Genomic DNA, 25,457 nt, shown 5'->3' on the forward strand with positions numbered 1-25,457 from the left:
TGCATTCCTCCAAATCCTATATTATTTCAGCTTGCTGGCTTTAACATATTGGTTATCGCCAATAACGTAACAGCTGACGCCTTTAATCTTGACAGCCTTGCCATAAACAGAAACCTTGCTTCCCTTATGCAGCTTTTTACCGGTTGCCTTACCGTAACGATCAACGACCTCAGCTCCATGGCTTAAGTAACGTTTAGCAGGATCAATATTGTTTGCGAGTAGAAATTCATCGTTATCCAAAACATAATACTGCTTATGCTTAATCGTTGTCTTACCGTAAGTTACGACACTGGATCCAGCCTTCAAAATTGCCTTGCTCTTGCGTTTGCCGTTTTTATTGTAGAAGTAAGCCGCATGCATCGTTTCCTTCTTGACGCCGCCTGAAGTATCACTGCTTCCATGAACTGTCGGATCAATCCAAGTATCAGATGCCGGCGGAAAATTATCAGCAGGCACGTACTTGTTATTATCAATCAGATAGTATTTCTGCCCCTTAATCATGACCGGGGTACCATAAGTGGTAACCGCAGTACCAGCATAAATTACCTGATCGTTGGTTTGCTGACCGTATTTATCGTAAACATGCGCTGTCGAGTCCAACTTACGTTTCCTGCCCGCAACGTTGCTGGCTTTAATATAATATTTGTCGGCTTCAATAATGTAGTACATCTTCTTGTTGATTAAGGCTGTCCCATAAGTCTTAACCGTTGAGCCGCTCTGCAAAGTTTGGCCGTTGACCCGCTTGCCCTGCTCATCATAAAGGTAAGCGTTGTGTTTCAAGACAATGTCACTCTCTTGTGGATCACTCACGTTAACTTTAACGGGAATCGAACCAACAGAACCATCCGGATAATGAACCGTAACAAATGTCTTGTCCGTTTTGTCCTTAGTAGACGTGTCAGCCGTGCTGGTTGTGTCCCAAGTGTAATTCGTGCCGGCCGGCATTTCATTCGCATTAGTAACAGCTTGATCCGCATAATTATTGTGCGATGGGAGATCCGTATATTGCGGTACCTGAACCCCACCGCCGTTTGGATGGAAGTTAGCGGCCATTGAATTATCTACCGGTCGTACATTGACCTTGACTGTTACCGGAACTGCAAAACTGCCGTTGAAATCAGAAAATGCGGGATCATCAGCTGTATAGTTAAGGTTAACGTAGCCTGTTTGGGTACCAGTTTGATTGAAATTAATTCCAGAAAGCTCATTAGTTATCGTCATTCCCGCAATACCTGCTAGTTCACTGTAATTAGCAAGCACTTGCTGTGCAGTTATAGGGTTGCCCTGATAAGTTTCAACCCGCTGCGTGGCCGGCTTAATAACCTTAAGCGGCACATCTTCAAGTTCCTGCACAATGCCGTCACTATAATGAACCTTTATTGCTGCCGCACTATCATCTAATTCAATAGTATACGTTGGGGTATAGCCGCTGATTGAACTAGAGTTAACATAATAATTGGTAATATCTGCTTGTTGGCCTGCAGATAAGGCAGCATCATTCAGATAAAGCGTCTTAGCAGTATCACTGTTCTTAAGAACTGCACCACTAACTGTTCCTGGAACAGACACGGTAAGCTGCGAACCATCTTTAACAAAAGTAATAAGTGCTGCTGCATTCACATCTTTAGTGCCATCATCTTTTAACCCAATAACAGTCGTATCAGGTTTATTTGCCCAAACAATTTGGTAATCTGTATCCCTAACCAATGAACCAGAATTAGTAATAAATTCGTACACATCGATTTTATTAGGATTCTTGCCGACATGAGTATTTATCCTTACAGGTGTAAAGTCATGGCTATGTTTAGCAGCCACTGTTTGCAAATTTAATGTTACCGGCAAATATTGGTGAGTGCCATCGTGATAATCTACTTCAATTGCTGCTGCAATGATTCCTTTAGCCTGATGTAGCGCAGCCAACGTTAGTTCTTGATGACTAACGGCATCAACCCATTTATAATCAGTATCATGAAGACCATAACTAGCTGGGGCTTTAGTGCCATTAGTACCATCCAGAAAATCTGCTGCAGAAGGAACAATATTATCTGCTGGATTATCTCCGCATGAATAGTCCATGCTGGATACAGCAGTGGCTCCTTCGACATTAACATTAATATTAAATGGAGCACTTACAGAGTTGCCTGTGTATATAATCTGCATTTTGCCAGTATGCGCGCCAATATTACCGGAAGTATAATCGGGAACACTATTAGTTTCAGTTGCCCACTCAAGTCCTGTAATGCTACTACTTGGAATGGCAGATGTGGTAGGTGGTGTGCCTTCTGTATCCGTAAAGTGCGTTTTCATGGTGGCTAAATCCAAAGTTGGTGCAGCAGTACTGTCATCTGCAGCATGAATTGTCAAAGTTCCATCATATGCAATGCCACTATACAATGTTGATGTATCTGTCACATTTATGGTTACGGGTACTGCCTGTGTGGTTCCGTCACCATAATCAATGATAGCGTAAACGTTCTTGGCGCCACCTGTACTGATATCAGGAGCCACTACCCGATCAGGCGAGGTCGACCAATTATACTTAACGGTATTAGGAACAGTATTATAGTGACTATTAATTGCTGTAACACTTGCTGGGGTTAACACACTTGCTGGATTCAATGCATCAGCGATCGGCGGCAAAGCATGGCCGACATTTAAAGTGATGCCTGAATTGTATGCACTATTAAGTTGACCACCAATTACATGTACTTTAACCGGAGTTGCTGCACCATCCGTGTTATCGGTGTAATGAGCAATGATGTGGCAGTCATTACCGGTGCCATTGCCATTGTCAATAAAGGTTGGCGTACTGCCGCTTGCCCAATCTAGGCTTGAAATGATGTTATCAACATTAATATCATGCGGACGATTGTCACTAGTGTAACCCGATGCAATGTCAGTAATCGTGATTAGATCCTTCATGGCGGCCAAATTGCTCTTAGAAAATTCTCCCGGAGTAACCACGCTGAGCGTACTGCTGCTGCCAACCGCATGCGTTGTTATAGGGATTTTAGTTGAGATTGGAAATTCTTCATTATATTTTTTTACCAATAAGGTTACTGGGACGACCTCATAACCATCTGAATGACCAGCAGTAGTGTATGTGACCTTAATTGCTACGTGGTGATCACCAACTGCACCTAAGTCAGAATCTTGTAAGGGCGTAAGATCATGCTCTCCCTTAATCCACGAATAGGTCAAGTTTGATTTGCCCCACTCATCCGGTCCAATTTCCGTATCACTGGTTTTAAGCGCTGCTTTTGCTTGATCAACAGTTGGTAATTTGTTTGTCCGTGTAACTTCCTGCATAGGACCTGGGACGAAGTCTGGCAACTCGACTTTAACCGGCACGTTAGCTTCAGTATTGTCGCCGTATTTCACACGAATTACCGCATTCCCCAGATTGAGTCCCGGAGTATTTTTCGCTCCAGGAATTAATCTGCCATTCTCATCAAGGACGCCGCCTGTTACTTTAACATTGCCTTCCTGATCCATTGAGTATTTTTTATCTGCAGCAAGCCGCCATTCCGCAGACTGAATTACCTTTTTACTAGGAACGATATTATCGGTTGCGGCTAATAAGTCACTATACGTCTTGGTGTTAGAATCTTCATTATCTGTGAACGAGAGAATATCGGTAAATTGATACTGGTCTGTTACCCGATCAGTTTGGCCTGTATGTGCCTTAACCACAACGGGACTTATCGCAGTGTAGTGTTTATTGTCGACATCATGAATCTGCAATACATAAGTTTCTGTATTGGGACATTCTGTAACATTGCTTGGATTATATAAGGATTTGAATTCATCTAAGGTATAAACATTACCAGCAGGATGATCAAAATCTTGACTTGTACCCATAGCCCGAATATTTTTCCACTTAAAATCACCCCAGGCATTATCATTTATTTTAAAATGGCCCAATGTTAATACAAATGATTGGACACTTGAATCAGCACCCAAGTTATTAAACATGCTCTGCATATTGGAATATGCACTGCCTGTATCAAAAGCACTTATGTCTAGTTTTTTCAGCTTCTTGGTACTGTTAAACATATTTTGTAGATTAGAAACATTGCCGGTATGCCAATTAGGACCTAATGTTAAAGTAGTCAGGGCCGCATCACCATTAAACATATTAGACATGTTCTCCACACTAGAAGTGTTCCAGGTATGTAAATCTAGACCGGTTAAACTGCTATTTCCATTAAACATATTCTGCATATTAGTAACGTTACCAGTAACAAAGCTGTCAACAAAGTCTAAGTTTGTGATTTTGGCATCACCGTTAAACATATTAGACATATCTATAACTTTAGCAGTGCCCCAAGGCGCACCGTTATTATCGATTGTTGTTAAATTTTTGTTATCGTTGAACATAGATGCCACGCTGTAGCTATAGTTGTACGGAGTATTACCAACATTACTCGTGTTCCAATCAGGACCAAGTTTTAAAGTGGTCAGAGCTTCATCACCGTTAAACATGGATCTCATATCTAATACACTGCTAGTATTCCAGCCGCTTAAGTCTAATTTGTTATTATCACCGACTAAGTTTTTATCATTTTTAAACATGGAAGTCATATACTGCGCGCTGGAAGTGTCCCAGCTGCTGACATCGCCAATGCTTGTCAAAGCTGTATCGCCGTCAAACATATGCTGCATACTAGCAACATTACTAGTATCCCACTTGGTGTCCTGATGCTTAAGGTTCAAAGTAGTTAATGCTGCATCACCAGCGAACATATAACTCATGTTGCTGACAAAGCGTGTGATCCAGTCCTTAACTTCAAATGGCAAACATACCGTACGCTGACCAGCACCAGCAGGATCATCAAATGTATAATCAGTACCGTCACTAGTTAAACTTCGGCAATCATTAAACATGTAGGACATGTCTTCAGCAAAATCCGTGTTAAAAGAATTAACATTCAGGTTATTTAATAATTGATCACCATCAAACAGGTGTGACATATAGATTACAGTACTGGTATTCATCGCCGTAATATCAATGTACTTCACACCAGTCTCTGGTTTAGATATAGGGGAAGACGTGGCGGCAGAATACATACCAGAAAACATATACGACATATCATTCAAGTTCCCAGCATTATATGCCAAAATCAGATCTTTAATTGAACTATCACCAGCAAACATGTAGGCCATCGTAGTTACAGCGGAAGTATCAAAAGCTGCAATCCCTTCTTGGGCTACCTTCGTCCCTGTCAAACTTGTGCAGTTTTTAAACATATAACTCATATTAGCAACAGTAGAAGTATCCCAGCCTTTGAAATTGAAATCATTCAAGGTAGTACAGCCATCAAACATCCCTTCCATTGTAGATACTTTGGCGGTATTCCAATGGGAGCCTGCCGCATCGGTATAAGTATGCAAATCTAAATTATTTAACAGAGCACAATTATTAAACATGTAACTCATATTTTGCATATTACCAGTATCCCATGTGCTCATGCTCAAGCTTTGCAAATTACTGCAACTATCAAACATATAAGACATATTAGTTACGCTGCAAGGATTCCAATGGGAGCCTGCTGCATCGGTATAGGCATGCAAATCTAAACTATGTAAACTAGAGCAGCCAGAAAACATGTTGTGCATATCTTGCACCCTACTAGTATCCCATGTGCCAATGTTTAAAGTATAATTACCTGACCCATCATCGCCTAGCTCAGTGCAGCCAGAAAACATGTACTCCATATGAGCTACATTACCAGTATGCCAGTTATTTATGTTCAAATTCTGCAACTGACTACAGTTATGAAACATGTAACTCATGTCCGTTACATTGCTGACGTCCCAACTAGATATATCAATGTCAGAAGCTGTCTTTAAGCTACTACAACCAGAAAACATGTTGTCCATGCCATTCACGCGGGCAGTATTCCAGTTACTTATTTTTAGTTTAGTTAAGCCGCTGCAACCAGCAAACATAGAGGTCATAGATATACATGCACCAGAACCAGCTGGAATATTAGCACCAATATTCCAATAATTATGCCCACTTGTTGTATCAGTAATTAAATTTAAACTGGTCAGGCCGCTGCAGTCTAAAAACATACACACCATATTTTGTACTTTACTAATATTCCACGTACTGATACTTAAACTTGTTAAATTTTTGCATCCATAAAACATAAAACCCATAGACGTTACATTACTGGTATTCCATGTACTAATGTTTAAACTGCCTGAATCAGAGCCTAAGCTGCTACAATACTGAAACATATAAGCCATATCAATTACACTGCTAGTATCCCAATGCGTACCAGAACCATCTGTATAAGTATGCAGATCTAAATCGGTTAAGCGTGCACATGAATAAAACATCGAACCCATGTACTTTACCTTACTAGTATCCCAGGCACTTATGCCATCTATGCTCCCTAAATCATCACAGTAATAAAACATCGAATCCATTCTGATTACTTTGCTAGTATCCCAACCTGTTAGATCTAAAGTGCTTAATTCTCTTGCGTGATTAAACATCGAATCCATATCAGTTACATTCTTGGTATCCCAATGCGCACCAGAGCCATCTGTATAAGTATGCAAGTCCAAACTTCTCACGTCAGTATAATAAAACATCGAACTCATGTCAGTCACACTGCTGGTATCCCATGTATGCAAATCTAGGCTAGTCAAGTTAGTATAAGAAAACATGCTGTTCATAGTAGTCACACTGCTAGTATCCCATGTACTCAAATCTAAGCTAGTTATGCTACCAGTAGAAGAAAACATGCTACACATATTCTTCACACTACTGGTTTTCCAGTAATTTCCTGAAGTAACAATATTCAAATTAGCGGTCTGTAATTTTTGATCTCCATCAAACATATTGCTCATATCGGTTACATTGCTGGTATCCCAGTTGGCAGCACTACCAAATGTGATTCCTGTTAAATCCCTATCACCACTAAACATGTGGCTCATGTTTGTTACACTACTGGTATTCAAGGCACTAAGATCCAAAGAAGTCAGGCCGTCATACATATCTTGCAAACCATAACGATTGCTAAACATATAGGACATGTCTGTTACATGACTGGTATCCCAGCCTGTGAAAATTATGCTGGATAACTTACTACTATTATTGTAATAACCTTCCTCAAACATATGAGACATATTTAATACACTGCTAGTATTCCAACCCGATAAATCCAAAGTGGTCATTTTATTGACACCGGAAAACATGTAAGACATGTCTGTTACCGCACTGGTATCTAAATTAGTAAGCCCATCAATTTCGGTAACATTCGATAAATTTGTAAATTTATGCGAACTATCTGCAGCCAGCTTAATTGCATGCATAGGACCACTGAAAACTATCTTAGTAATATCACCTACAGACACGCCTAAATACTGAATCCCAGTAGAAGAAAGAGTACCACTGCCCGTAAAAGTTAGCGTGCCGCTGGTATACGTCCAGGTAATATCACCATCATGCCCCGAATTAGAACGCAATGAAATTCCATCTTGAGCTTCCACCTGTTCTTTTTCTGCAGTATATTCGGACAGCAGCGCCGTCAATTTATCTGAGGCCGCAGTAATATCGGCAAGCAGTTTGGTTTGATCATCTTCAGATAAAGGGGAACTGCCCAAATCATGATATTTGTTAGCCACCGTCTGTGCCTGGGTGACAGCTGCTTGCAGTGCTTCCTGTCTTTCCTGCGTGTCTTGCTTATACTTGTCCGAGTTACTGATTGTCTTAGCCTGATTCAATGCAGTATTCAAACTCGTTGCTGCCGCATTCAATTTCTGTTCTGTTTCAACTTTCTTGCTCTGCTCAGCTGTATCTTCAGGCTGTTGCGCAGCCGAACTAGATGGCGCAGAAACTGCTCCCTCTTCACTTTCTTTCGGCGTTTCAGGTGTTGCATCACGCAAAAATGAAGTTAACCCGTTAAAAGTCGATAGTTTAGCTTGGGTTTGATCACCAGCAGCTGCCTGACTATGCTTTCTTGCATGTGTCTGAGTATCAATTCCTGCAGCAGTATTTGCACTGGCTTGTTGTTGATCAGCTGAACTAGCTGCTGTTTTCTCCTGATTATTCGATTGCACATTGGCATCAGTATCATCCGGCTTTTGCGCATCAGCTTTAACAACTTGATTATTAGCATTAACAAAGCCAAAGCCAATCAAGACAGAAGCTGCTCCAACTGTTAGCTTACGAATTGAAAAGTGTTCCTGTTTATTCTGCGATCCTGTTTTCTTTGACCGTTCAGTAAAGTTATTTTTACCCAAATTTTGCCTCCTGATTATCTATTTCCAATTCTGATTATATATACATTAATAATAGAACAAAAAGCTATTCTTGTAAACGTTATTTTTAATAATGTTTAGAAAAAAACTAATAATATCGATTCTTGCTCAAATAAAAAATTATTGTTCGATTCAATTTACTTAAAAAATATTAAAATTTATCTTGTTTATTAATGCGTTTCTTTTTTGTTAAATCATGTAAGTAAAAGAAAGTAAAAAGTTAGATAATGCTGATATAACAGGATAATAGGCAATGGCAAATATTTTAAAACTAAAAATCAGCGTGATATTTCCCAATAATTACGCTTCATGCAATAATAAAATATTTATTGCAATATAGAGTAAGTCATAAAATAGATGACCAATATTTCAAAAATCAAAATGCAAGATCCAGCAAAATTTTAAAGTCACTTGTTAATATTTATCGATTAAAATCATTAGTTTAGTTTTGTTATTCAAACTAGGCTTTTCAGATTGTACTTTGTTATTTATTGATACTTGGTTAGATTACAACATAAACACCTAATTTAGACTGATGAATTAATCTAAGATAAAGTTAGGAACAAATTTGTCCTAGATTTCGAGGCTACAAAAATACTCTGGAAGAAATTCATACTTAATAAAAATAACGGTGAAAATTCATCGTTACTTTTAAATTTAGCTATTATTATCAAGTGTGAAAAGTTTGTAGTTTTTTGTTAATTTTAGGCCATAAATTCCGATCTAACAGTATGTGCAGCATTTAATTCTATAAAATTTATGAAATTTTTTGAGATATTATAATTAATAAGCTCAATATATAAACAAAAAATAGAAACTGAGTCTTTTCTCAGCTTCTATTACTAGCACGGGGCATGCATAGTTTGACCTGTGATATTTATTTTTCCCCATGAACCATCAAATTAAATTTTTCAGTATACTGCTCTTCACCCAAAATAATTACCGGAATTTTAATAGATTTGACAATTTTGCCGCTTTTCTTCAAAGTAATCGTTATTGGTGAAAAATTTTCTTGTGAATTTCCTTTAATATAAAGTTTCAACTCCCTTTCAGATTGCGAAAATGGCTCTTGAAAAGGATGAGCACTAAGCATCACACTTTTTGAGTTACCACTATATTTTTCGGGTAAATTAATATAAAAACCAGCAACAGTATGCTTAAGTGGCGGTAATAATTTAATATGAATCACTGCATTACTTCCAGAATAAATTGGTTGATAATCCCATATATAAAACTTTTTAGGAGCTATTTTCCAACGTTTATCGGCTTTAATTTCAACATCCAGATCTTTCCAATCTGTTTCGGTATCATGGGCAATTACGCAACGTAATATAAAAGTACTGCAATTATGGCTATACAATTTAGGCATAACTATTCCATATGGGCCAAATTCAAGATGCTCTTTTTGCTGCAAGCATTCTTGTTTAGCAATATTTATTTCATGCGGGGTAAATTGATCGGTAGCAATAGCTTCATCTAATGATTCATCAGGAGAAAGAATAGTCTCTTTTGCTTTAGGGTTTATTTCTGTTCCAACGCCATATGATCTTGCCCCAATAATAATCTTAAACGGCTCCTTGTTTTTGTTTTTTATTTTAAAATTGGTCTTTCCCAATTTTTCTTCAAATGATATATCAAAATAAAAATTACCTATTTTCCCATTTTTCCAATTGTAAGCATTAATTAATCCTTGTGGCTTAATAGTTAACGTATGGTGAACGGCATCCATTCGAAGACCGAGCCATTGTTCCATACTTTGTTGGACCCACTGACCTTGTCCTTGGCTGCATCTGGTTAAGCAGCGCTTCTTATTAAAACCTCTAGGCCACCAAAAAAGTGATCCACTTTCATCTAGTCGACTATATAACAACTGTAAATTATCATACATTTCTTTTCTAGTATAGCTTCCACCTAAGCGCAGTGTCAGTCCTGTAGCTGACGGATGCATTCCAAAAGGAAGTTCTCGCATAGTTTGAAACTCAGGATCATAGCAGGCAATAAACATAGAGCGGGCATAACGATGCAAGTTAACATACGGCTTATAGTTAAAATTATACAGGCCATACAATGGGGCTAAGACAGTGGCTGTATCTTCTCCAGCATAATAATATGTTTTATCTGAAATATAAAATTTATCCCTATCTTTTTCATCTAAATTTGTTCCACCCGTTATTTGCCTACCAAATGGACCTTCATTTTCAATATTTTCTGCCATATCTTTAGGCATGGCGTGCAAGATTTTATCCACCTGACAAGTATTCTGCGAAAGAATTTTTAAAATGCTGTGATAGCCCTTTAATGCGTAGTAGCATTGGACGTTTGCTCCATAATCATATTTCCTAAAAACCATTAAATCACTTGCATAGTGACTAGAAAAAAGTGCTTTCTTGCTATTTTTAAATTTCAGCAAATTATCCCCGATAGTTTTTAATTTACTCAATACCTTTTTATTGTTTTGAAAATATTTTTCATCGCCAGTTAATTCAAGATATTTTTGTGTCAAGATTAATGGAGCTGCATAGAAGAAAATACTGTGATCATCATAAATACTGTAACGGGGAGTATTTCTTCTTATCAAGTATTCGATGGCTTTAGGACCAATTTCTGGTATTGCATACATTACACTTATAACACTTGGAACAATATCTATTCCCCAAAGACGCGAAAGTCCGTGTGAAGGGGCTCCTTGGCTATTAGTCAATAAATTACCGTTATGATCAAACGAAAGGCAGTTAAAATTATCCAAGAAAAAACGAAGGTGCATATCCCAATACTTTTGAGAGCTTGGGGATTTTTCCCGGATATCTAAGCTCATTTTTCCTAAACGTTCATTCCAAAATTGGGAAGCAACATTAATCCATTCTAAGGGCGTATGCTGATATATTATTCCTAATGATTTATTTATATCTTTTTGCTCAGGTGCAACAGCAATAATAGTTGTAAACAGCTGACTTTCTCCCGGATTTAAGTTCAAAGTGGATGAAATTATCGGACAACGAGGAGCTCCTTTCAAAGTACTGTTTAACATTTGAATAGCTGCACAAGCTTCTGGATGCCAAAGCATTAAAAGTTTTTGCTCAAAAGAAGATTTATATGGTAAGTTTGCGTAATCTTCAAACTTATCTCCATATTTTTCAAATTGGTTAACAAATTTTTGGTCAAAGGATAATCTGATATTTCCGGATAATTTTGCACCAGATGTATTTTTAATTTCCATACAGTAAAAAACTGCTGCTGGACCAGGCAATTGTGGAAGCGAAGACGAATTCACTGCTTCTTTTTCCAGAATAGGTGCCAAGGAAAAAACCCTTGTTTCAAATTCAGGACGAATAGTTTCGGTCAAGGGTAAGTAGGAATCAAGGTATTTAGTTCTTGAGTTTTTATTATAAACCGAATAAGTTATCCCACTATTTAGATTTATTTCATAACGCATTTTACCCAAAAATAAAGCAACATCATTTTGATAATACTGTCCTATATTGCCTTTGAACTGTCCACCTAAATCAGTGCCACCGGAAGGGATAGCATAAATACTTTCATGCGGTGTACTAATAAAATGTAAGCGTCCCTTGGTATCCTGACCAATAAGTGTTCTTCCATTCGATTGAGTGAATAGCTGTCTTTCGCTAAGTGATAGATCAACACTTGCGCTTTCTTTATCGTATGTAGATTGAAAAAAATCTGAACAATAACTGTCTTTCCATAACTGTTCCCAATTTTTATATAATGGTTGTTCACGTAAATACATATTAATTAATGCTCTCCTTTTACTTTGTTTTTATCGTGGAAGACGATCGTTTCTTGAAAGAATATCGGAAAAGTTATTATGTGGTTCTGTTTGGTACCAATAAGCTACTGATGAAATATCATCTTGTCGTTCATACAAGCTGATATCGTCATTGCCGATATTTTGCAAGGTCACTTTTAAATTTTTATGAAACGATATTGGATCCAGCAAGTGCCAGCGGTAAAGTCCATGCATAGGAAGTGCATCATCACCAAAAGCATGTTCAGGATTAGGGTTGGGTTTCCCAGTATTAAAGAATTCACGAGTATGATTTTGGGTAGAATAGAACGGATATCCTGTAAACAAGGTGTTGAAAGTCTGGGCTTCTGGTAACTTTCCATATTTTTGCTGATGAAATGCCCAAGCACCACCAAAATAATCTTCAGTACCTGTTGAAGAAATTGTTGGAAATTTATCATCATTATCTATATAAAACTTAAATTCTCCTTCTCCCCACCAATATCTTTCCAATGCACAAAGTGCGAGATAAGTACCGACATAATAGCCTTGCCCTTTAATATTATCGATTAAAGTGTAATCAATTCCTTTTTTTACAATTTTTTCCCGATTCCACTTGGCATGGAAATAGATTGTATTTTCTGGGAGATTATTCACTAGTGCATAATCAAACGTATAAAATACATGATTAATCGGTTTAGGATGTTCACTTGTTAAGGTTATTTTTGCCTTCTTTTTAAAGGGCATTTGAAAATAGCAATTCATTCCAGAAGTTGGATTAACCACAATTGGTAATGAATTAACTAAACATCTTGTACCGAACCCATTACAGAAAAAGTCGCCCAAGGGACATTCCACTGAAGGATTTTGTTCATCATCCCAATAAATTCTGAGAATTAAATCACGTAAAATAAAACTTCCAGCCGTAGTTTTTTCTGGTGTTGTCATCCAAAAATGCTTAATAATTCCGGGACCATTAATTTCTGCCAAAGTGATCGTTTCTTTGGGATTTATAGGTACTGAAGAAGATCCTTTGCGACTGGGACCAAGATTACTTGCTGTCATTGCAGCTTTTCCCTTTTCTCCAATTGGATTTTCTGGAGAAATGCTTCTACTCTCTTCTCCTTGATAATTCCAAACACTTTTTAAGATACTCATTTAATTATCTCCTTATTAATTTTAAGTAATTGCTTTATGTAAAAAAGAAAACCTAATCTTACATATCAGGTTTTCAATTTAACAACATAAAAATATATTTAAAGATTAAAACAATCCAATAAATGCGCCCACAAGGCAAAATACAATCAAAATTAACAAGATTTTTGTTACTGACATCTTCTTATATTTCATAGCCCAAAAAATCAAGAAGACTAATGCTAATGAAAGCAAGCCTGGCGCAATTTGATCTAAAGTACTTTGAATAGCAACTTTTTGACCATTAACATTAAAGCTTAATTTAGTAGTTAATTTTACAAATGAAGAGGAGAGAGCGCCCATCATAAACATACCAACGATTGCTCCACCTTGAATTAATTTATTAATCATGCCACTTTGTAAAACTTTTGATACAGATTGCTTGCCCATCTTATAACCCATGTTAAACAAGAAGTTGCCAACAAATCCATCAAAAATATTATATGCAATGATCAACAAAGGCCCTAAGATATTTCCTTTAATGGCAAACGATGCTCCTAAAGAATTTATTATAGCCATAAAGGTTCCGCCTTCAAGGGCATCCCCGATTCCAGCCATCGGCCCCATAAGTCCAGTTTTAAAACTTGTTATGGTTTCTTCAGGAATATCTTCTCCAGATGCTTTAGCTTCTTCCATAGCCAAAACTGCCCCTGGAATTAAAGCACCCCAAATCGCTTGAGTATTAAAAAATTGTAAATGTCGTTTTAATGCTTGTTTTAATTTCTCTCCATGCCCGTAAAGTTTCTTTAAGCATGGTGCAAAAGCATTACAAAACCCTAATCCTTGATAACGTTCAAAGTTTAAGCTTAACTCACAACCCATCCACCAGCGAAGATAAACTCGATGGATGTCTTTTTTTGTTAAAATTTTCTTTCCCGCAACTTGCTCTACATCTTCTGCCATTTTTAAGAAGCCTCCTTATCACTATTGTCCTTACTTTTTGGCCAAAACATTATTAACACGGCTAAACAAATTGAGAATATAGCTGCACCCATAATTGGTAATTTGAAATATGCTACCATAAAGTATCCTATTAAGAATAACGGGATAAGATTGTTTTTCCCTATCACAAAGATCGTCATTGCAAAACCTAATGCAGGCAAAACTCCTCCCATTGCTGTTAAACCGTTCATTAGCCAAGCAGGAATAACACCTAGAATCATTTTAATTAATCCTGCACCAAAGTAATTAGCAACAAACACAATTGGAAATCTCAAGAAAAAGCCAAAGATTAACGAGTACAAAGTTGCACATCTTGAGATACCTTTAATGTTTTCTTCTTCAGCATATTTATCTGCCCACTGAATTAAAAATGAATTACCAGTTCTACGAATATTATTGATAAACACGCCAATAATTCCGATTGGAATAGCAATACTTACTGCAACTGCCGGCTTCATACCTGTCTCCAAAACAACAGGTATTGCTATTAAAGCTGCTAGCATACGATCAGCCGGAAGATTACCGCCCGCATTGACCATCCCTATATAAATAACTTCTAGACTTGCTCCTGCAATAAGTCCAGTTGTTACATTGCCGTATAAAAGTCCAAAAACCAGTCCTATAACAGAGGGAGAAATAACAATTGGATAAATTGTGTATCCAATAAAACTGCCTCCAATCCAGTACCATGTGGCCGTTATTAATGCTAACAATAATTTAGACATTTCTCTTTTTTCCTTTCTTTAAATACCCGCACGATTTATAATCTCGTCGTAATTAAGCTTAGATTCTTCGGGAATTACTTGTGCAGTAATGTCCACACCATTTTCATGCAATTCTTTTATTTTATTTATTTCATCGGGACTAGTTGACACCGCAGTTACAATCTTGATCTTTCCAGGCTCATTAGGAATTCCACCTAACTGCAATGATGGAAAGAGCAATCCTTTTTTATATGCTGAGCTTGCAGAAGCGATTGTTTTAAATAAAAGCAGAATTTTTCCATCACCTAATTGATTTTTTTGGTATTCATTCCCCGCTTCTTGAGTAGACATTAGTTCAACATTGATTCCTGATGGAGCCGCCATTTTATAAATATCCACCATAAAAGAATCATTTTTTAATGCGTCATCTACGATCAAAATTCGATTGCAGTCAGCAACACGCGTCCACTTTACGATTACTTGACCATGCATAAGTCGATTATCAACTCGTGTTAATGTAATATTTGCCATTTTAACTATCTCCGTTCATATATTTTTTGTACAATGTAACTAAATCCTTATTTTTTATTTCCTTATCTGTCCTCAGCAATCTTTTAATTTCGGAGAATTCAGTATTATCGCTGATAATGTTGGTTAATGATATCAATAATTCCAATGATAAATTAGAGTATGCTGGCAATTTTTTGTTTAAAGCTATTTTTAAGGCTGTTTGAAAAGTAGTACTGCCGAATAAATCACATATTAAAATTGAATTAGGATTGTTTTTTATATAGTTATCAACTTTATCTTTATACATTTTCTTTTCAGTTTCTGCCTCAAGAGGAAAAACTTTAAATTGACAAGACGAACCAAAGTAAGTTTGATAATCTCTAACTAATGATTTGCCCCAAGTTCCGTGGCAAAGTATAACAATGGTTACATTCATATAAGTTCCTTCTTCATAATAGAAATAAATGTATTATAAAAAATCATTAATATTCACAGCCTCATCACTCGGCAGCATTTTGTGAACAATTTTAATTTTATGCGAAGCCAAGTATCTCAAGGCAGCTTCATCGTCCTTGTTGATATATACTCCTTCTATCAGCTTTCTTTTCCCAATTCCTGTAGACAATCTGCCAATAACTAATTCATCTGTTAAAATACCTTTATTGTATAAAATAACAGCTATTGGCAATTGGCTAAATACAAAGAGGTTATCGTCATTTTGAGAGGAAAAATTTTTTAGTTCTTGAACTTCCATAAATTTTAATGCATATCTTTTATTAACAGACATTTGGATAATACTTTTTTCCTGCAAGTCGTTTGCAGCTTCATTATCGATGATTATTATGGAAGAAAGTCCTTTATCTCGTAGCCAACGGTAAATTACTTGTCCGTGAATTAAGCGATCATCACAACGAAAAATATTCAAAATTCCTCACCTTCTTCACCTATTCAATCAAGCGAATTGAATCTTTTGTAGTGTTAATAAGTTGTTGCATAAATTTTTTATCTGAAACATCATTTTTAGACAAAGCTAGACTAATTAACAAGGGAAGGTTAACACCAACAATAATTTTAAAACCACCAATTTTTTTCAAAAGTATGTTGGCAACATTGCTAGGTGAGCCTCCTAATATATCCACCAGTACAATTACGTCTCCTTTAGATTTTAATTCCTGGATCTTTTCTTGAGCTTTATCTTTTAGATCATCAACAGATTCATCTTTTTGTAATCCCAAAGCGCAGCAGTTTTTCAGATCACCAGTTATTAATTTGCAGCTTTCTAACAACGATTTTCCAAAATTTCCATGTGTAATAATTAAAATTTCTGTCATCTTATCACCCACTTTCCACTTTGTTATTAGCAATAAGTATGCCAAGACTTTGTGTTAAAACAAAAAATCCAAATGCCAAGGAATTTTATTGTTCCTTAGCACTTGAATTTTAAGACTTCGTTCAACTTTGATTTTTTTATTTTAATTTTACAAAAATAAATACCAACAACTCTTTATAAAGCGTGTTGATAATTGTGTTATTTTCCCTCAAAATTTTGCATTTTGCTTAATGTGTGTCAAAAAGTTATCTGGATATTCAAATATTATCATGTCCATCAAATTAGCAACTTCTTCTGATTTTATTTTTATTCCAAAATATTGCTCAATAATCGCAAAGGACTTTATAACGGTTTGATATAGTTTCGGATAAGTATTAAATAATTCACATGGGTTTTTGTAATGCAATACTTCTCCTGTAAATGAGCGCTCAACCATGCACGAACAATGAATAATGAATTTAACTAAGAATTCATTATTTAGAACCAACTTACTATTTTCTATTATTACTTTCAAAGCTTGTTTAGTAATATAAAACACCTTTTCTGCATCTAAGAAGGTCAAGATCTTTTTAAGATTATGAATTATGATTTGATCAAAATATCGATAGCTGTCATCTTTATTAACCAAACTTCCAAAACTATTATTTTTCTTGACTAATTTTGAATAAATACTTTCAAGTGTGTCTTTACTACTTAGGATATAATTCGTTGCTTCAATCGCAATCGGTGTACTTACATTGCTCAGTACTTTAATTGGAAGCTGAGTTTCATGTTGCAATCTATCCTCAAATGTAACGATGGAACCCATGTCTGCCAATATTAAAATTCCCTGTCCTTCGTTGACTTTCCTAACCAAATCCTTTGCTTGATTGTAAATTTTATTTAAATCGTCCGATAAGTGCATATTAATTGCATGAACATGCTTAGTTTTTAGGAGCTGATTAACAACTTCCGCCATGCTAGAAGCAGTCGAGTTACCATGCATAATGATAATAATACCTATTTTACCTTCTTCTGCTTCAAACAAAAGGTGATTTAAAATTTCTGCGAAAAAAAGTTGATCGTTGTTGGTATAATACTTTTTTGTTTTCACTTCAATTTCAGTAAAAATTTTGTCCGTCAATTGCTCAATAAAACCATCAGTCAACGAATTAGAATCAACTTTATGGGAGACTGAAACCAATTTACTAATATGGTAAGTTAATAATTGAGAACAGTATTCACAGCTTTTAAGACTTGTAGCATATGGTCTTATTGCATTAAAAATGATTTCTTTTACATCCTTATTAATAAAAGTTTCCAATATTGTTTTATTGTTAATACCATATTGATCATTTGCAAGCTTAGAATAATCCGCAATCAAACAATTCATGTATTTAACGATTTCACTCTTTAATTCAGATTTAGCTTTAGTATCTGTATTTGCTGCTTCTAAATACTTTGTTGTTTTTATCTCCGAAACATTATAATAATTTAAGGCATCAACTGAATTTTGTGAGCCGCCTTTCTCTTTATAATTAAAAATTAACGTATTAGGTAATGAGTAAACAAAATTTTTGTCAGCGTTATTTGGCGTCTTTACTTGCTCCAACAAAAATTTGGGAATATCAGACAGGACCAACTCTAACCTTGAAAAATTATCTTCTGAAACATATCTCAAAAATGCACTCGCACAAGCATATTGAATGCTACTTTTCAGATGACCAATATTTCCAGTAAAATTGCCGAATAAAAACAGCAGCAAAATATCTCTAGATACATATATATTTTGTTGAGTATTTTGAGATTCTTGCTTGAAAAAATAACAAATTAATTCAAACTTTTCTTTTATTGATTTTTTAGCTAGAGATTCCAAATGAATATGAATAGGAATTCTTCTTAAAAAAGTGCTTAACATCGTTTCAGAAGGCTTTTCAGTTGTTGCAGCGATAATTCGACATTTAGAAGAAGAATTTTTTACTTGTCCTAATTTATGATATTGTCCCCTGTCCATCAGAGAAAAAAGCATCTCTTGACCCTTTTCACTTAATCGATGGACTTCATCAAGAAATAAAATACCGCCATCAGCTTCACCGACAATTCCTTCTTTATCATCAGTAGCTCCTGTATAGGATCCCTTGAGATGTCCAAAAAGTTGAGATAATAATAATTCTTGGTTATCTGCATAATCGGCACAATTAAAATTGATGAAAGGCGCATCCTTACTCAAAATTTTTTTATTTATGCCATATTGGTACATTTTTTCTGCAAATAAAGATTTGCCAACGCCAGTTTCTCCTGTAATTAAAGTTGTTAATCCATTAGGCGGATATAAAATAGCAGACTTTGCTTTTTTTATAGCATCTTTCAATGAACCATCATAACCAATCAATTCATTAAAATCATTATTGCTTTTTGAGTTTTCCGGCTTTTGCCCAAGAAAGGACGATAAACTACTATAATCCGTAGTATTGGGTAGTATATTCCCCGAGAAATCTTCTATTACTTTTTTACATATATATTGGGTGGGCTTTCCCTTTATTTTTATTAATAGATTCTCTCTTGTTAATTCATTCAGTTCCCTGCTTACATTACTACGATCCAACTGTAATTTTTCGCTAATATCTTTAGCTGTTGCTCCTCTCAATATCGTATTGTGCAAAATTAGTTGAGAAGTGGTGTCATCTTTAACGCTTAAAAAAACTTTTTCTTTTCTAAACTTTTTCATATTAATTCTCTCTTTATTTGTACTATTTTACCTATTTATTATTGAACTTGATTATGTTTAAATTCAACAATCTTTTTAATCTCCGCACACAAAAAAATAAAAGCTTACCACTGTTATTGCTCATAAGTATGCAAATTTTAAAATAAAGATCAAACAAGCAAAAGATATTTTCAAATCATATTCAGTGTACACCTTTTCTTCAACTAAGCATAACCAAGCTAGTTATATACCGTCATAGTGCTTTTGCATATGACCTAAAAAGCATTGTTGAAATAGTAGATTCCTCACATCAAAAAAAAGCCTAATTCCACCAACATCGGAACTAGGCTCACACAGTGTTAACCGTCACTTCTGACCACATATAGAAGATAGCTATTTTCGCTACCGGAGAAAATAGTTATCCTCTGAGCAACGGTTCAGGAAAATTTTAGCATTCAATCACCAAAAACGCAAGACCCCTCAGTTTTAGCCACAACGCAAAAAGCGGGGGAATCCCCTCGCTAATCATCTTTTAATATTAATTCATTTTTAAAAGCTGTGCCATAATCCGGTCAACCTGCGCTCTAAGGTAAGTAAACTCACCATCCTTCGTCCGGTTGCTCTGAATAATAATCATGTCCTTGGCATCATCACTCGTACGCAGAAAGGTATAATAACCCTCACCGGCACCATTGGCAGTTTTGTAACCCTGATAATTGTACAAACCGCCGCCATAATTCGATAAAGGCGAACGTGTTTGATAAAGTTCCTCGCGACTACTCTTGGTTAAAAGCTTACCGGTCAAAATATAGCGTAAAATCTTCGCCAAATCATAGTTAGACATCACAATCGATCCTGCACCCAGCTCATTGTGCGCATCAAGCACAGCCGTTTTGTGTTTGACAACATCATAGCGGCCATTGCGGTAAATAAATCCGGGAACCAATCCACTAGCAACTATGTCTTCCGGCTCAGACCATAAGAACTCGGCCTGCCGCAATTTCAGCGGCCTAATGAAGGTCTGACGGAAAAGCTCCTCATACGACTTATGCTCAATCTGCGAAATAATGCCACAAAGATAAACATAATTGAGCGAACTATAATACCATTGGTTCAATAAATCTTTTGAAAAAACGGTTTTCTGAATGTCCTGATTAATATTATCTTCATCAGACAAGAAATGCTCGCTGCCAAGCTCTTCACCCGGCATGATATCAAGACCGGATGTCATACTCAGCAGATTTTTAATCTTGACCTTGTCTGCACCCGGCACGCTTGGATAAAATTTAGCCAAGCGATCATTCATGCTTAGTTTGCCATTTTGAATTTCCCGCATAACCATTGCGGCTGTCATTGACTTTTGCACGGAATTTATCAGATAACTAGTGTCAGTTGTATTATCTGTAGCATAGTTGAGCAGAATTTTGCCATTTTTGATGACTAATACTGATCCCTTGATGCCCAGAGCATTAATTTCCTGGCGCACTAATTTCCTTTTAAATTATCTTTTTGATCAACTTTCAAAGTGTTTTTATCTGTAATATTGACCAGAGCAGCATAAGGTTTGCGTTGCCACTTCTTTGAATAAAAGTAATTATGGATATTATAGTTATAAGGTAGATTAGCCTTCTTCATAAATGGCCTAACGGCTTGGTCAACGGCGACCCAGCCGCGCCAGCCCAAATGAATCGTGTCCTCCATAAAGTGCTGCTGAGCGCCGCGTTTTGATAAATCCTTGATATTATCAAAGCCTTGGCTGCGCAACTGGTACTTAATCTTTGAGACAGCTTTTTGGTACATCTTCTGCGATAAACCGGTGTACTCAGACCACTTGGCATTAACCGGTGGAATAATAAACAGAACATTGGTATGCTGCTTAGCAAACTGGTCAAGCATTAATTCAAAGTCGCCATATTCAGCTGATTTGGTATAGTCAAAATCACGCTGACTGCCCTTTAGTCTATCCAGTGTCCGTTTATTAAGCCGCTTTTTGTAAAAAACATTATTAATCCCGAAATCGTTCGAATTGGTGTGCTTTTCGGCTTGTTCATCAGCCACTCTGTCCAAGCCCGCAATCGAATACTTATCAGGCAGCAGCTTACCCTGTGCACGAATCTTCTGAATACGGTCACGCAACTGGAATGTACTGAAGAACTTGTCCTCATTGTTCAGCATCCGGCGCCGGCCATCAAGAGCAAGGCGCTGAATGGTTGAAAGCTTGCCGCCGCGTGCAACTGTCTTCATGCCCGACTTAATTATGCCCTTAACCTCCGGCATTTTGAGAAAGCGTTTCGCTGCGTAACGGTCTGTGCGCGTATTTCTTGCTTGCAGAATAAAATTACATGCCTGCAGCGGTGAGTAGTATAGGCTAAAAGCATTGGGATCTTGGCCTCTTTTGGTAAACCATTGCGGCGAAACAATTACCACAGCCTTTTTATTTTTAAGTTGTTCAGCTGTACCCTGCATCCCCAAGAATTGCGCTAACGATTGGCTGCCCGGACCGCCCAGTAAGAACGGCCGGTATGACCGGTGGTACTTTTCCGCCAACACGCTGGGGTGCAGCGGATCCATCCGAGACAGCTCACTTGAGCCGTAGAAAGGCACATAACCATCCTGATAGGCATTCTGCTTCATCCGCGAGCCCTTGAAAATTGTCGTGGTTTGGGAATTAGCTGCCTGGTAGACTGAATCTTTGGAGAAGGTTCGCTCCCACGGCAGCAAAAAGACAACTAATAACAAAATAAAAGCGCAAAGAACTGGGCCAAAAATCTGCCACAGTCGGCGTTTGTTATTCATTTTCTAAGTTTTCCACCTTTGTCACAATCTTAGCAGGGGTATCCCATTCTTCACGGTTAAATTCAGAAACCGGAACATCGATGCCAAATTTTTCTTGTAAATTGAGGAGCATCTGCACGCTTGCCATCGAATCCATCAGACCATTAGCAAAAATATTTTCGTCCATCCGGTCTGACAAGTCCTCACCGGTTAAATCTTCCAAAATTGCCAAAACTTCTTTTTTAGTATCCATTTTTTTACTCCTTTAATAAATTTTTTACTCTTTTTCCCTACTTCCAGCCAAACCAAAGCTGACTGAGAAAGCCTGAGAAAATTAAAAAGCTAAAACATACGACGTTAAACGTTACAAAAATTGCGAAATATTTTGTAAACCTATTCGAAGGCAACTTACCCTTGTGTTTTTTCTTAAAACGCAGCCAGGAATCATTGATAATAATCGCCAGCGCGTGGAAAATGCCATAAACAATGTAATACCAGGTTAAGCCATGCCAGAAGCCCATGATGCCGAATAGCAGCAGGTAGGAAACTTGCGACAGGCGGATGCGGTTTTTGATTAATTTTTTCTTCATTGCGAAAAAGGTGAACCGCATGTAGATATAATCCCGGAACCAAAAGGACAAGGTCATGTGCCAACGGTTCCAGAATTCTTTGATATTCTTGGACATAAAGGGCTTGTTAAAGTTCATTGGCGTGTGAATTCCCATGAAATAGGAAATTGCCACCGCAAACAGCGAATAGCCCGCAAAGTCAAAGAATAAATACATGCTGTAGCAATACATGTAGGCAACCAGCCACCATGAAAGCTTGAGGCCGCCGTTCATGTTGCCGACAATCAGTGCCGACCTGCTGATCCGTGGTAGCCAGTAAGTGCCGAAGAACCAGCCCAAGACAAACTTATAAAGAAAGCCTTGGAACAGGTAACGCACGGCGTAGCCTAAGTCACTGACGTACTGGTCACGCGCTGGGGCAACGTCGCACTCCTTGGCAAACCGCCGATAACGGTCAATCGGTCCCGAAGAAATTGTTGGGAAAAACAGCAGAAAGCGCAGGTAGGTTATGGGATTGACCTTTTTAATTGCACCATCGCGAATTTCCATGATGACCTGCACGGTCTTAAAGGTGATATAAGAAATACCCAAAAAGCCCAGCACGCCCGGAATCTGCTTTTGCGGCATCGCTGTCTGCACCTTGACCAGTGCCAGCGGGGCGATTGCCAAAATAACCGCTAGGCAGAAGACCCAAGTTTTATTTTTTCCAACTTTTCGGTAATGCAGGTAAGCAAAGGTAAGGACAAACTGAATAACCAGATAAATGATCAGGTTCATCCCCTCGCGCCACTTAATCCCGTCGAAAATCAGGAAGAGGAAAACAAGCGAGAAAACCGCTTCATAAACTTTAAAGCGGTGCCCATAGTACAGCCCAATAATCATCGGGATCAGGGCAATCATCAGGTAGATGAAATACTGCGGGTTGGCATAAGGCTGTAAGTTAATGAAATCTAAATTCACTACTTATTAACCTCCTTAATTACCGCTTTGATATCCACCTTCCCGTTCTGAGAAATCGGCAGTTCGTTACGATAAACAAAGCGCTGGGGAATCATGTACGGCATCACATTTTTGGCTAAATCTTCACGGATGAGCTTGGTCAGTTCACCCTCAGAATATTTGCGCTGGACACCGTCTTCAAGCTCAATCTCGGCAACAATCTGCTTAACCGTATGATCTTTGCCGTATTTAGGTGCTGCAACCCCGTAACGGACCAGTTTATTCTGTCCCAAATAATGGTTGATTTCCTCAATCTCAATCCGGTAGCCGTTAAATTTAATCTGAAAGTCAATCCGGCCGCGGTAAAAAAGCATCTTGCCGTCAAAGAAACCTTCGTCACCAGACCGGTGGCTCATGTATTTATCCCCGGCTTGTTTAAAGAATGCCTTCTCCGTCTTCTCAGGATTATTCATGTAACCCTTGGAAACGCTCGGCCCTTCAATGACGATTTCTCCTTGACCTTCCTTGTCACTCTTAGATTCATCAATCGTGATCCGAGTGTCTTCTTTAACTAGACCGATCGGCAGCCGGTCATATTTTTGCAGAATGTCATCTGTAATTTCCACCTGCGTAACGGCAACCGTTGTTTCAGTTGGACCATAGGTATTAAAAATCCGTACGTCAGGAAACCGTTTCTTGAGCATGACAACTTCATTATGCGGTAATTCTTCACCGCAGAACAAAATGTGTGTCAAATCCGGATGGTGCTTTTCATCAAAGGTTTTGTCCAAAAAACACATCTGGGCAAATGACGGTGTCGACACCCAAACGTTAAACTGCAGTTTGGGCAGAACCGCAAATAACTGTGCAAAGTTTTGGGTAACATCATGCGGCAGAACAACCAGCTTGCCACCAGCAACTAACGCTGGATACAGACTCATTACCGATAAATCAAACGAATACGGTGCCTGAGCCAAAAAACTCGGCTGCTCGGGCAAACCGAAATCCTCCAGTTCCCAGTTAATGAAACTAAGCAGATTATTATGGCTGATCTGCACACCCTTCGGCTTACCGCTAGTTCCCGAGGTGAAAATAATATAAAAATTATCATCACCTTCGACGAAATGCTGCACGGCGTGAACCGGACTGCTGCCAACATCTTCAGGCTGCACAACTTGCAGCTGGGATAAGTCAACATCCGGCAGCGGATCAATCGCCAGCACAACCTGCGCTTCTGAGACTTCCTGAATTGTCGTCAGCCGTTCTGCATTAGAATAACTGGCAATCGGGATATAGGCGTGCCCTGCTTTAACACAGCCTAGAAAACTGGCAATCATATCAAAAGTTTGCCCGCCCCAAATCATGACTGGACCATGCTCAGGAATTTTTAAGCTGGCAAGCTTATCGGCCCATTCATCTGAACGTTCCTTCAGCTCGCCGTAAGTATTGGTTTTACCGAGATAGTCATAGGCTACCCTTGCGGGATCCTCTGCGGCAATCTTATCAATTTTTTTAATTATATCTTTGATCATAATTAATCCCTGCCTACTTTAAAATTCGTTATAAATAAAGTGAACTGAAGTTAGGCCGCTATATTCATATAGATAGACTAAAGCCATTAAAATTGCAAAATAAATCAATGTTTTCAAAACAAACATGCCTATCTGCCTGCCTTTAGTATCAACTTTTTGTTTTTTCTCCATCTTTTTCCCTCAGTAATAATATATTTCACTTGGCATTAATGGTACTACAAATAATAAGCACTGGAAGAAGACACCATTAGATT

General features: G+C 37.6%; 16 protein-coding genes. All 16 read right to left on the minus strand.

Going from position 1 to position 25,457, the window contains the following annotated elements; genetic code table 11:
- Positions 1-21 precede the first annotated feature (21 nt).
- The 16 genes from PT285_RS10310 to PT285_RS10385 all read right to left on the minus strand — a co-directional run bounded on the left by PT285_RS10310 (position 22) and on the right by PT285_RS10385 (position 25,374).
- The gene (locus tag PT285_RS10310) at positions 22-8,259 is read right to left on the minus strand and encodes a BspA family leucine-rich repeat surface protein (protein WP_277150287.1); all 8,238 of its coding nucleotides are present in this window, start codon (positions 8,257-8,259) and stop codon (positions 22-24) included.
- 895 nt (positions 8,260-9,154) lie between these two features.
- The gene (locus PT285_RS10315) at positions 9,155-12,025 is read right to left on the minus strand and encodes a hypothetical protein (protein ID WP_277150288.1); all 2,871 of its coding nucleotides are present in this window, start codon (positions 12,023-12,025) and stop codon (positions 9,155-9,157) included.
- A gap of 30 nt (positions 12,026-12,055) precedes the next feature.
- Entirely contained in the window at positions 12,056-13,180 is a 1,125-nt protein-coding gene (locus PT285_RS10320; RefSeq protein WP_277150289.1) for a glycoside hydrolase family 172 protein, read from the minus strand.
- Positions 13,181-13,285: 105 nt separating this feature from the next.
- Positions 13,286-14,119: a PTS system mannose/fructose/sorbose family transporter subunit IID gene (locus tag PT285_RS10325; protein WP_277150290.1), complete on the minus strand. Its 834-nt coding sequence runs from the start codon at positions 14,117-14,119 to the stop codon at positions 13,286-13,288.
- A 2-nt stretch (positions 14,120-14,121) separates the two neighbouring features.
- Positions 14,122-14,883, minus strand: a complete 762-nt coding sequence (locus PT285_RS10330; RefSeq protein WP_277150291.1) for a PTS sugar transporter subunit IIC — start codon at positions 14,881-14,883, stop codon at positions 14,122-14,124.
- 18 nt (positions 14,884-14,901) lie between these two features.
- Positions 14,902-15,393: a PTS sugar transporter subunit IIB gene (locus tag PT285_RS10335; RefSeq protein WP_277150292.1), complete on the minus strand. Its 492-nt coding sequence runs from the start codon at positions 15,391-15,393 to the stop codon at positions 14,902-14,904.
- Position 15,394: 1 nt separating this feature from the next.
- Positions 15,395-15,808, minus strand: a complete 414-nt coding sequence (locus PT285_RS10340) for a hypothetical protein (protein WP_277150294.1) — start codon at positions 15,806-15,808, stop codon at positions 15,395-15,397.
- Between the two features lie 33 nt (positions 15,809-15,841).
- A complete protein-coding gene (locus PT285_RS10345) occupies positions 15,842-16,297 on the minus strand; it encodes a PTS sugar transporter subunit IIB (RefSeq protein ID WP_277150296.1) in 456 nt (151 codons plus the stop codon).
- A gap of 19 nt (positions 16,298-16,316) precedes the next feature.
- The gene (locus PT285_RS10350) at positions 16,317-16,703 is read right to left on the minus strand and encodes a PTS sugar transporter subunit IIA (RefSeq protein ID WP_277150298.1); all 387 of its coding nucleotides are present in this window, start codon (positions 16,701-16,703) and stop codon (positions 16,317-16,319) included.
- Between the two features lie 207 nt (positions 16,704-16,910).
- Positions 16,911-19,409, minus strand: a complete 2,499-nt coding sequence (locus tag PT285_RS10355; RefSeq protein ID WP_277150300.1) for a sigma 54-interacting transcriptional regulator — start codon at positions 19,407-19,409, stop codon at positions 16,911-16,913.
- Positions 19,410-19,926: 517 nt separating this feature from the next.
- Positions 19,927-20,874: a serine hydrolase domain-containing protein gene (locus PT285_RS10360; protein WP_277150302.1), complete on the minus strand. Its 948-nt coding sequence runs from the start codon at positions 20,872-20,874 to the stop codon at positions 19,927-19,929.
- Positions 20,874-22,184, minus strand: coding sequence for a D-alanyl-lipoteichoic acid biosynthesis protein DltD (gene dltD / locus PT285_RS10365; protein WP_277150304.1), 1,311 nt, complete (start codon positions 22,182-22,184; stop codon positions 20,874-20,876). The genes PT285_RS10360 and dltD overlap by 1 nt, the downstream gene beginning before the upstream one ends.
- Positions 22,177-22,416 (minus strand): D-alanine--poly(phosphoribitol) ligase subunit DltC, encoded by a 240-nt coding sequence (gene dltC / locus PT285_RS10370; RefSeq protein ID WP_277150306.1) that lies wholly within the window; start codon positions 22,414-22,416, stop codon positions 22,177-22,179. The genes dltD and dltC overlap by 8 nt, the downstream gene beginning before the upstream one ends.
- 37 nt (positions 22,417-22,453) lie before the next feature.
- Positions 22,454-23,692 (minus strand): D-alanyl-lipoteichoic acid biosynthesis protein DltB, encoded by a 1,239-nt coding sequence (gene dltB / locus PT285_RS10375; RefSeq protein ID WP_277150308.1) that lies wholly within the window; start codon positions 23,690-23,692, stop codon positions 22,454-22,456.
- Positions 23,692-25,203, minus strand: a complete 1,512-nt coding sequence (gene dltA, locus PT285_RS10380; RefSeq protein WP_277150310.1) for a D-alanine--poly(phosphoribitol) ligase subunit DltA — start codon at positions 25,201-25,203, stop codon at positions 23,692-23,694. Before dltA ends, dltB begins: the two co-directional genes overlap by 1 nt.
- Before the next feature lie 18 nt (positions 25,204-25,221).
- Positions 25,222-25,374 carry a teichoic acid D-Ala incorporation-associated protein DltX gene (locus PT285_RS10385; protein ID WP_277150312.1) on the minus strand — a complete coding sequence of 51 codons (153 nt, stop codon included), beginning with the start codon at positions 25,372-25,374 and terminating at the stop codon, positions 25,222-25,224.
- Between the last annotated feature and the right edge of the window lie 83 nt (positions 25,375-25,457).

The sequence above is a fragment of the Lactobacillus sp. ESL0791 genome (assembly GCF_029433255.1).
In the GTDB taxonomy this organism is placed as follows: domain Bacteria; phylum Bacillota; class Bacilli; order Lactobacillales; family Lactobacillaceae; genus Lactobacillus.

What these genes read in the sequence shown, in the direction of transcription:
- PT285_RS10315 (WP_277150288.1), bottom strand. Translation starts at nt 12,025, where the DNA reads ATGTATTTACGTGAACAACCATTATATAAAAATTGGGAACAGTTATGG.
- PT285_RS10320 (WP_277150289.1), bottom strand. Translation starts at nt 13,180, where the DNA reads ATGAGTATCTTAAAAAGTGTTTGGAATTATCAAGGAGAAGAGAGTAGA.
- PT285_RS10325 (WP_277150290.1), bottom strand. Translation starts at nt 14,119, where the DNA reads ATGGCAGAAGATGTAGAGCAAGTTGCGGGAAAGAAAATTTTAACAAAA.
- PT285_RS10330 (WP_277150291.1), bottom strand. Translation starts at nt 14,883, where the DNA reads ATGTCTAAATTATTGTTAGCATTAATAACGGCCACATGGTACTGGATT.
- PT285_RS10335 (WP_277150292.1), bottom strand. Translation starts at nt 15,393, where the DNA reads ATGGCAAATATTACATTAACACGAGTTGATAATCGACTTATGCATGGT.
- PT285_RS10340 (WP_277150294.1), bottom strand. Translation starts at nt 15,808, where the DNA reads ATGAATGTAACCATTGTTATACTTTGCCACGGAACTTGGGGCAAATCA.
- PT285_RS10350 (WP_277150298.1), bottom strand. Translation starts at nt 16,703, where the DNA reads ATGACAGAAATTTTAATTATTACACATGGAAATTTTGGAAAATCGTTG.
- PT285_RS10355 (WP_277150300.1), bottom strand. Translation starts at nt 19,409, where the DNA reads ATGAAAAAGTTTAGAAAAGAAAAAGTTTTTTTAAGCGTTAAAGATGAC.
- dltD (WP_277150304.1), bottom strand. Translation starts at nt 22,184, where the DNA reads ATGAATAACAAACGCCGACTGTGGCAGATTTTTGGCCCAGTTCTTTGC.
- dltC (WP_277150306.1), bottom strand. Translation starts at nt 22,416, where the DNA reads ATGGATACTAAAAAAGAAGTTTTGGCAATTTTGGAAGATTTAACCGGT.
- dltA (WP_277150310.1), bottom strand. Translation starts at nt 25,203, where the DNA reads ATGATCAAAGATATAATTAAAAAAATTGATAAGATTGCCGCAGAGGAT.
- PT285_RS10385 (WP_277150312.1), bottom strand. Translation starts at nt 25,374, where the DNA reads ATGGAGAAAAAACAAAAAGTTGATACTAAAGGCAGGCAGATAGGCATG.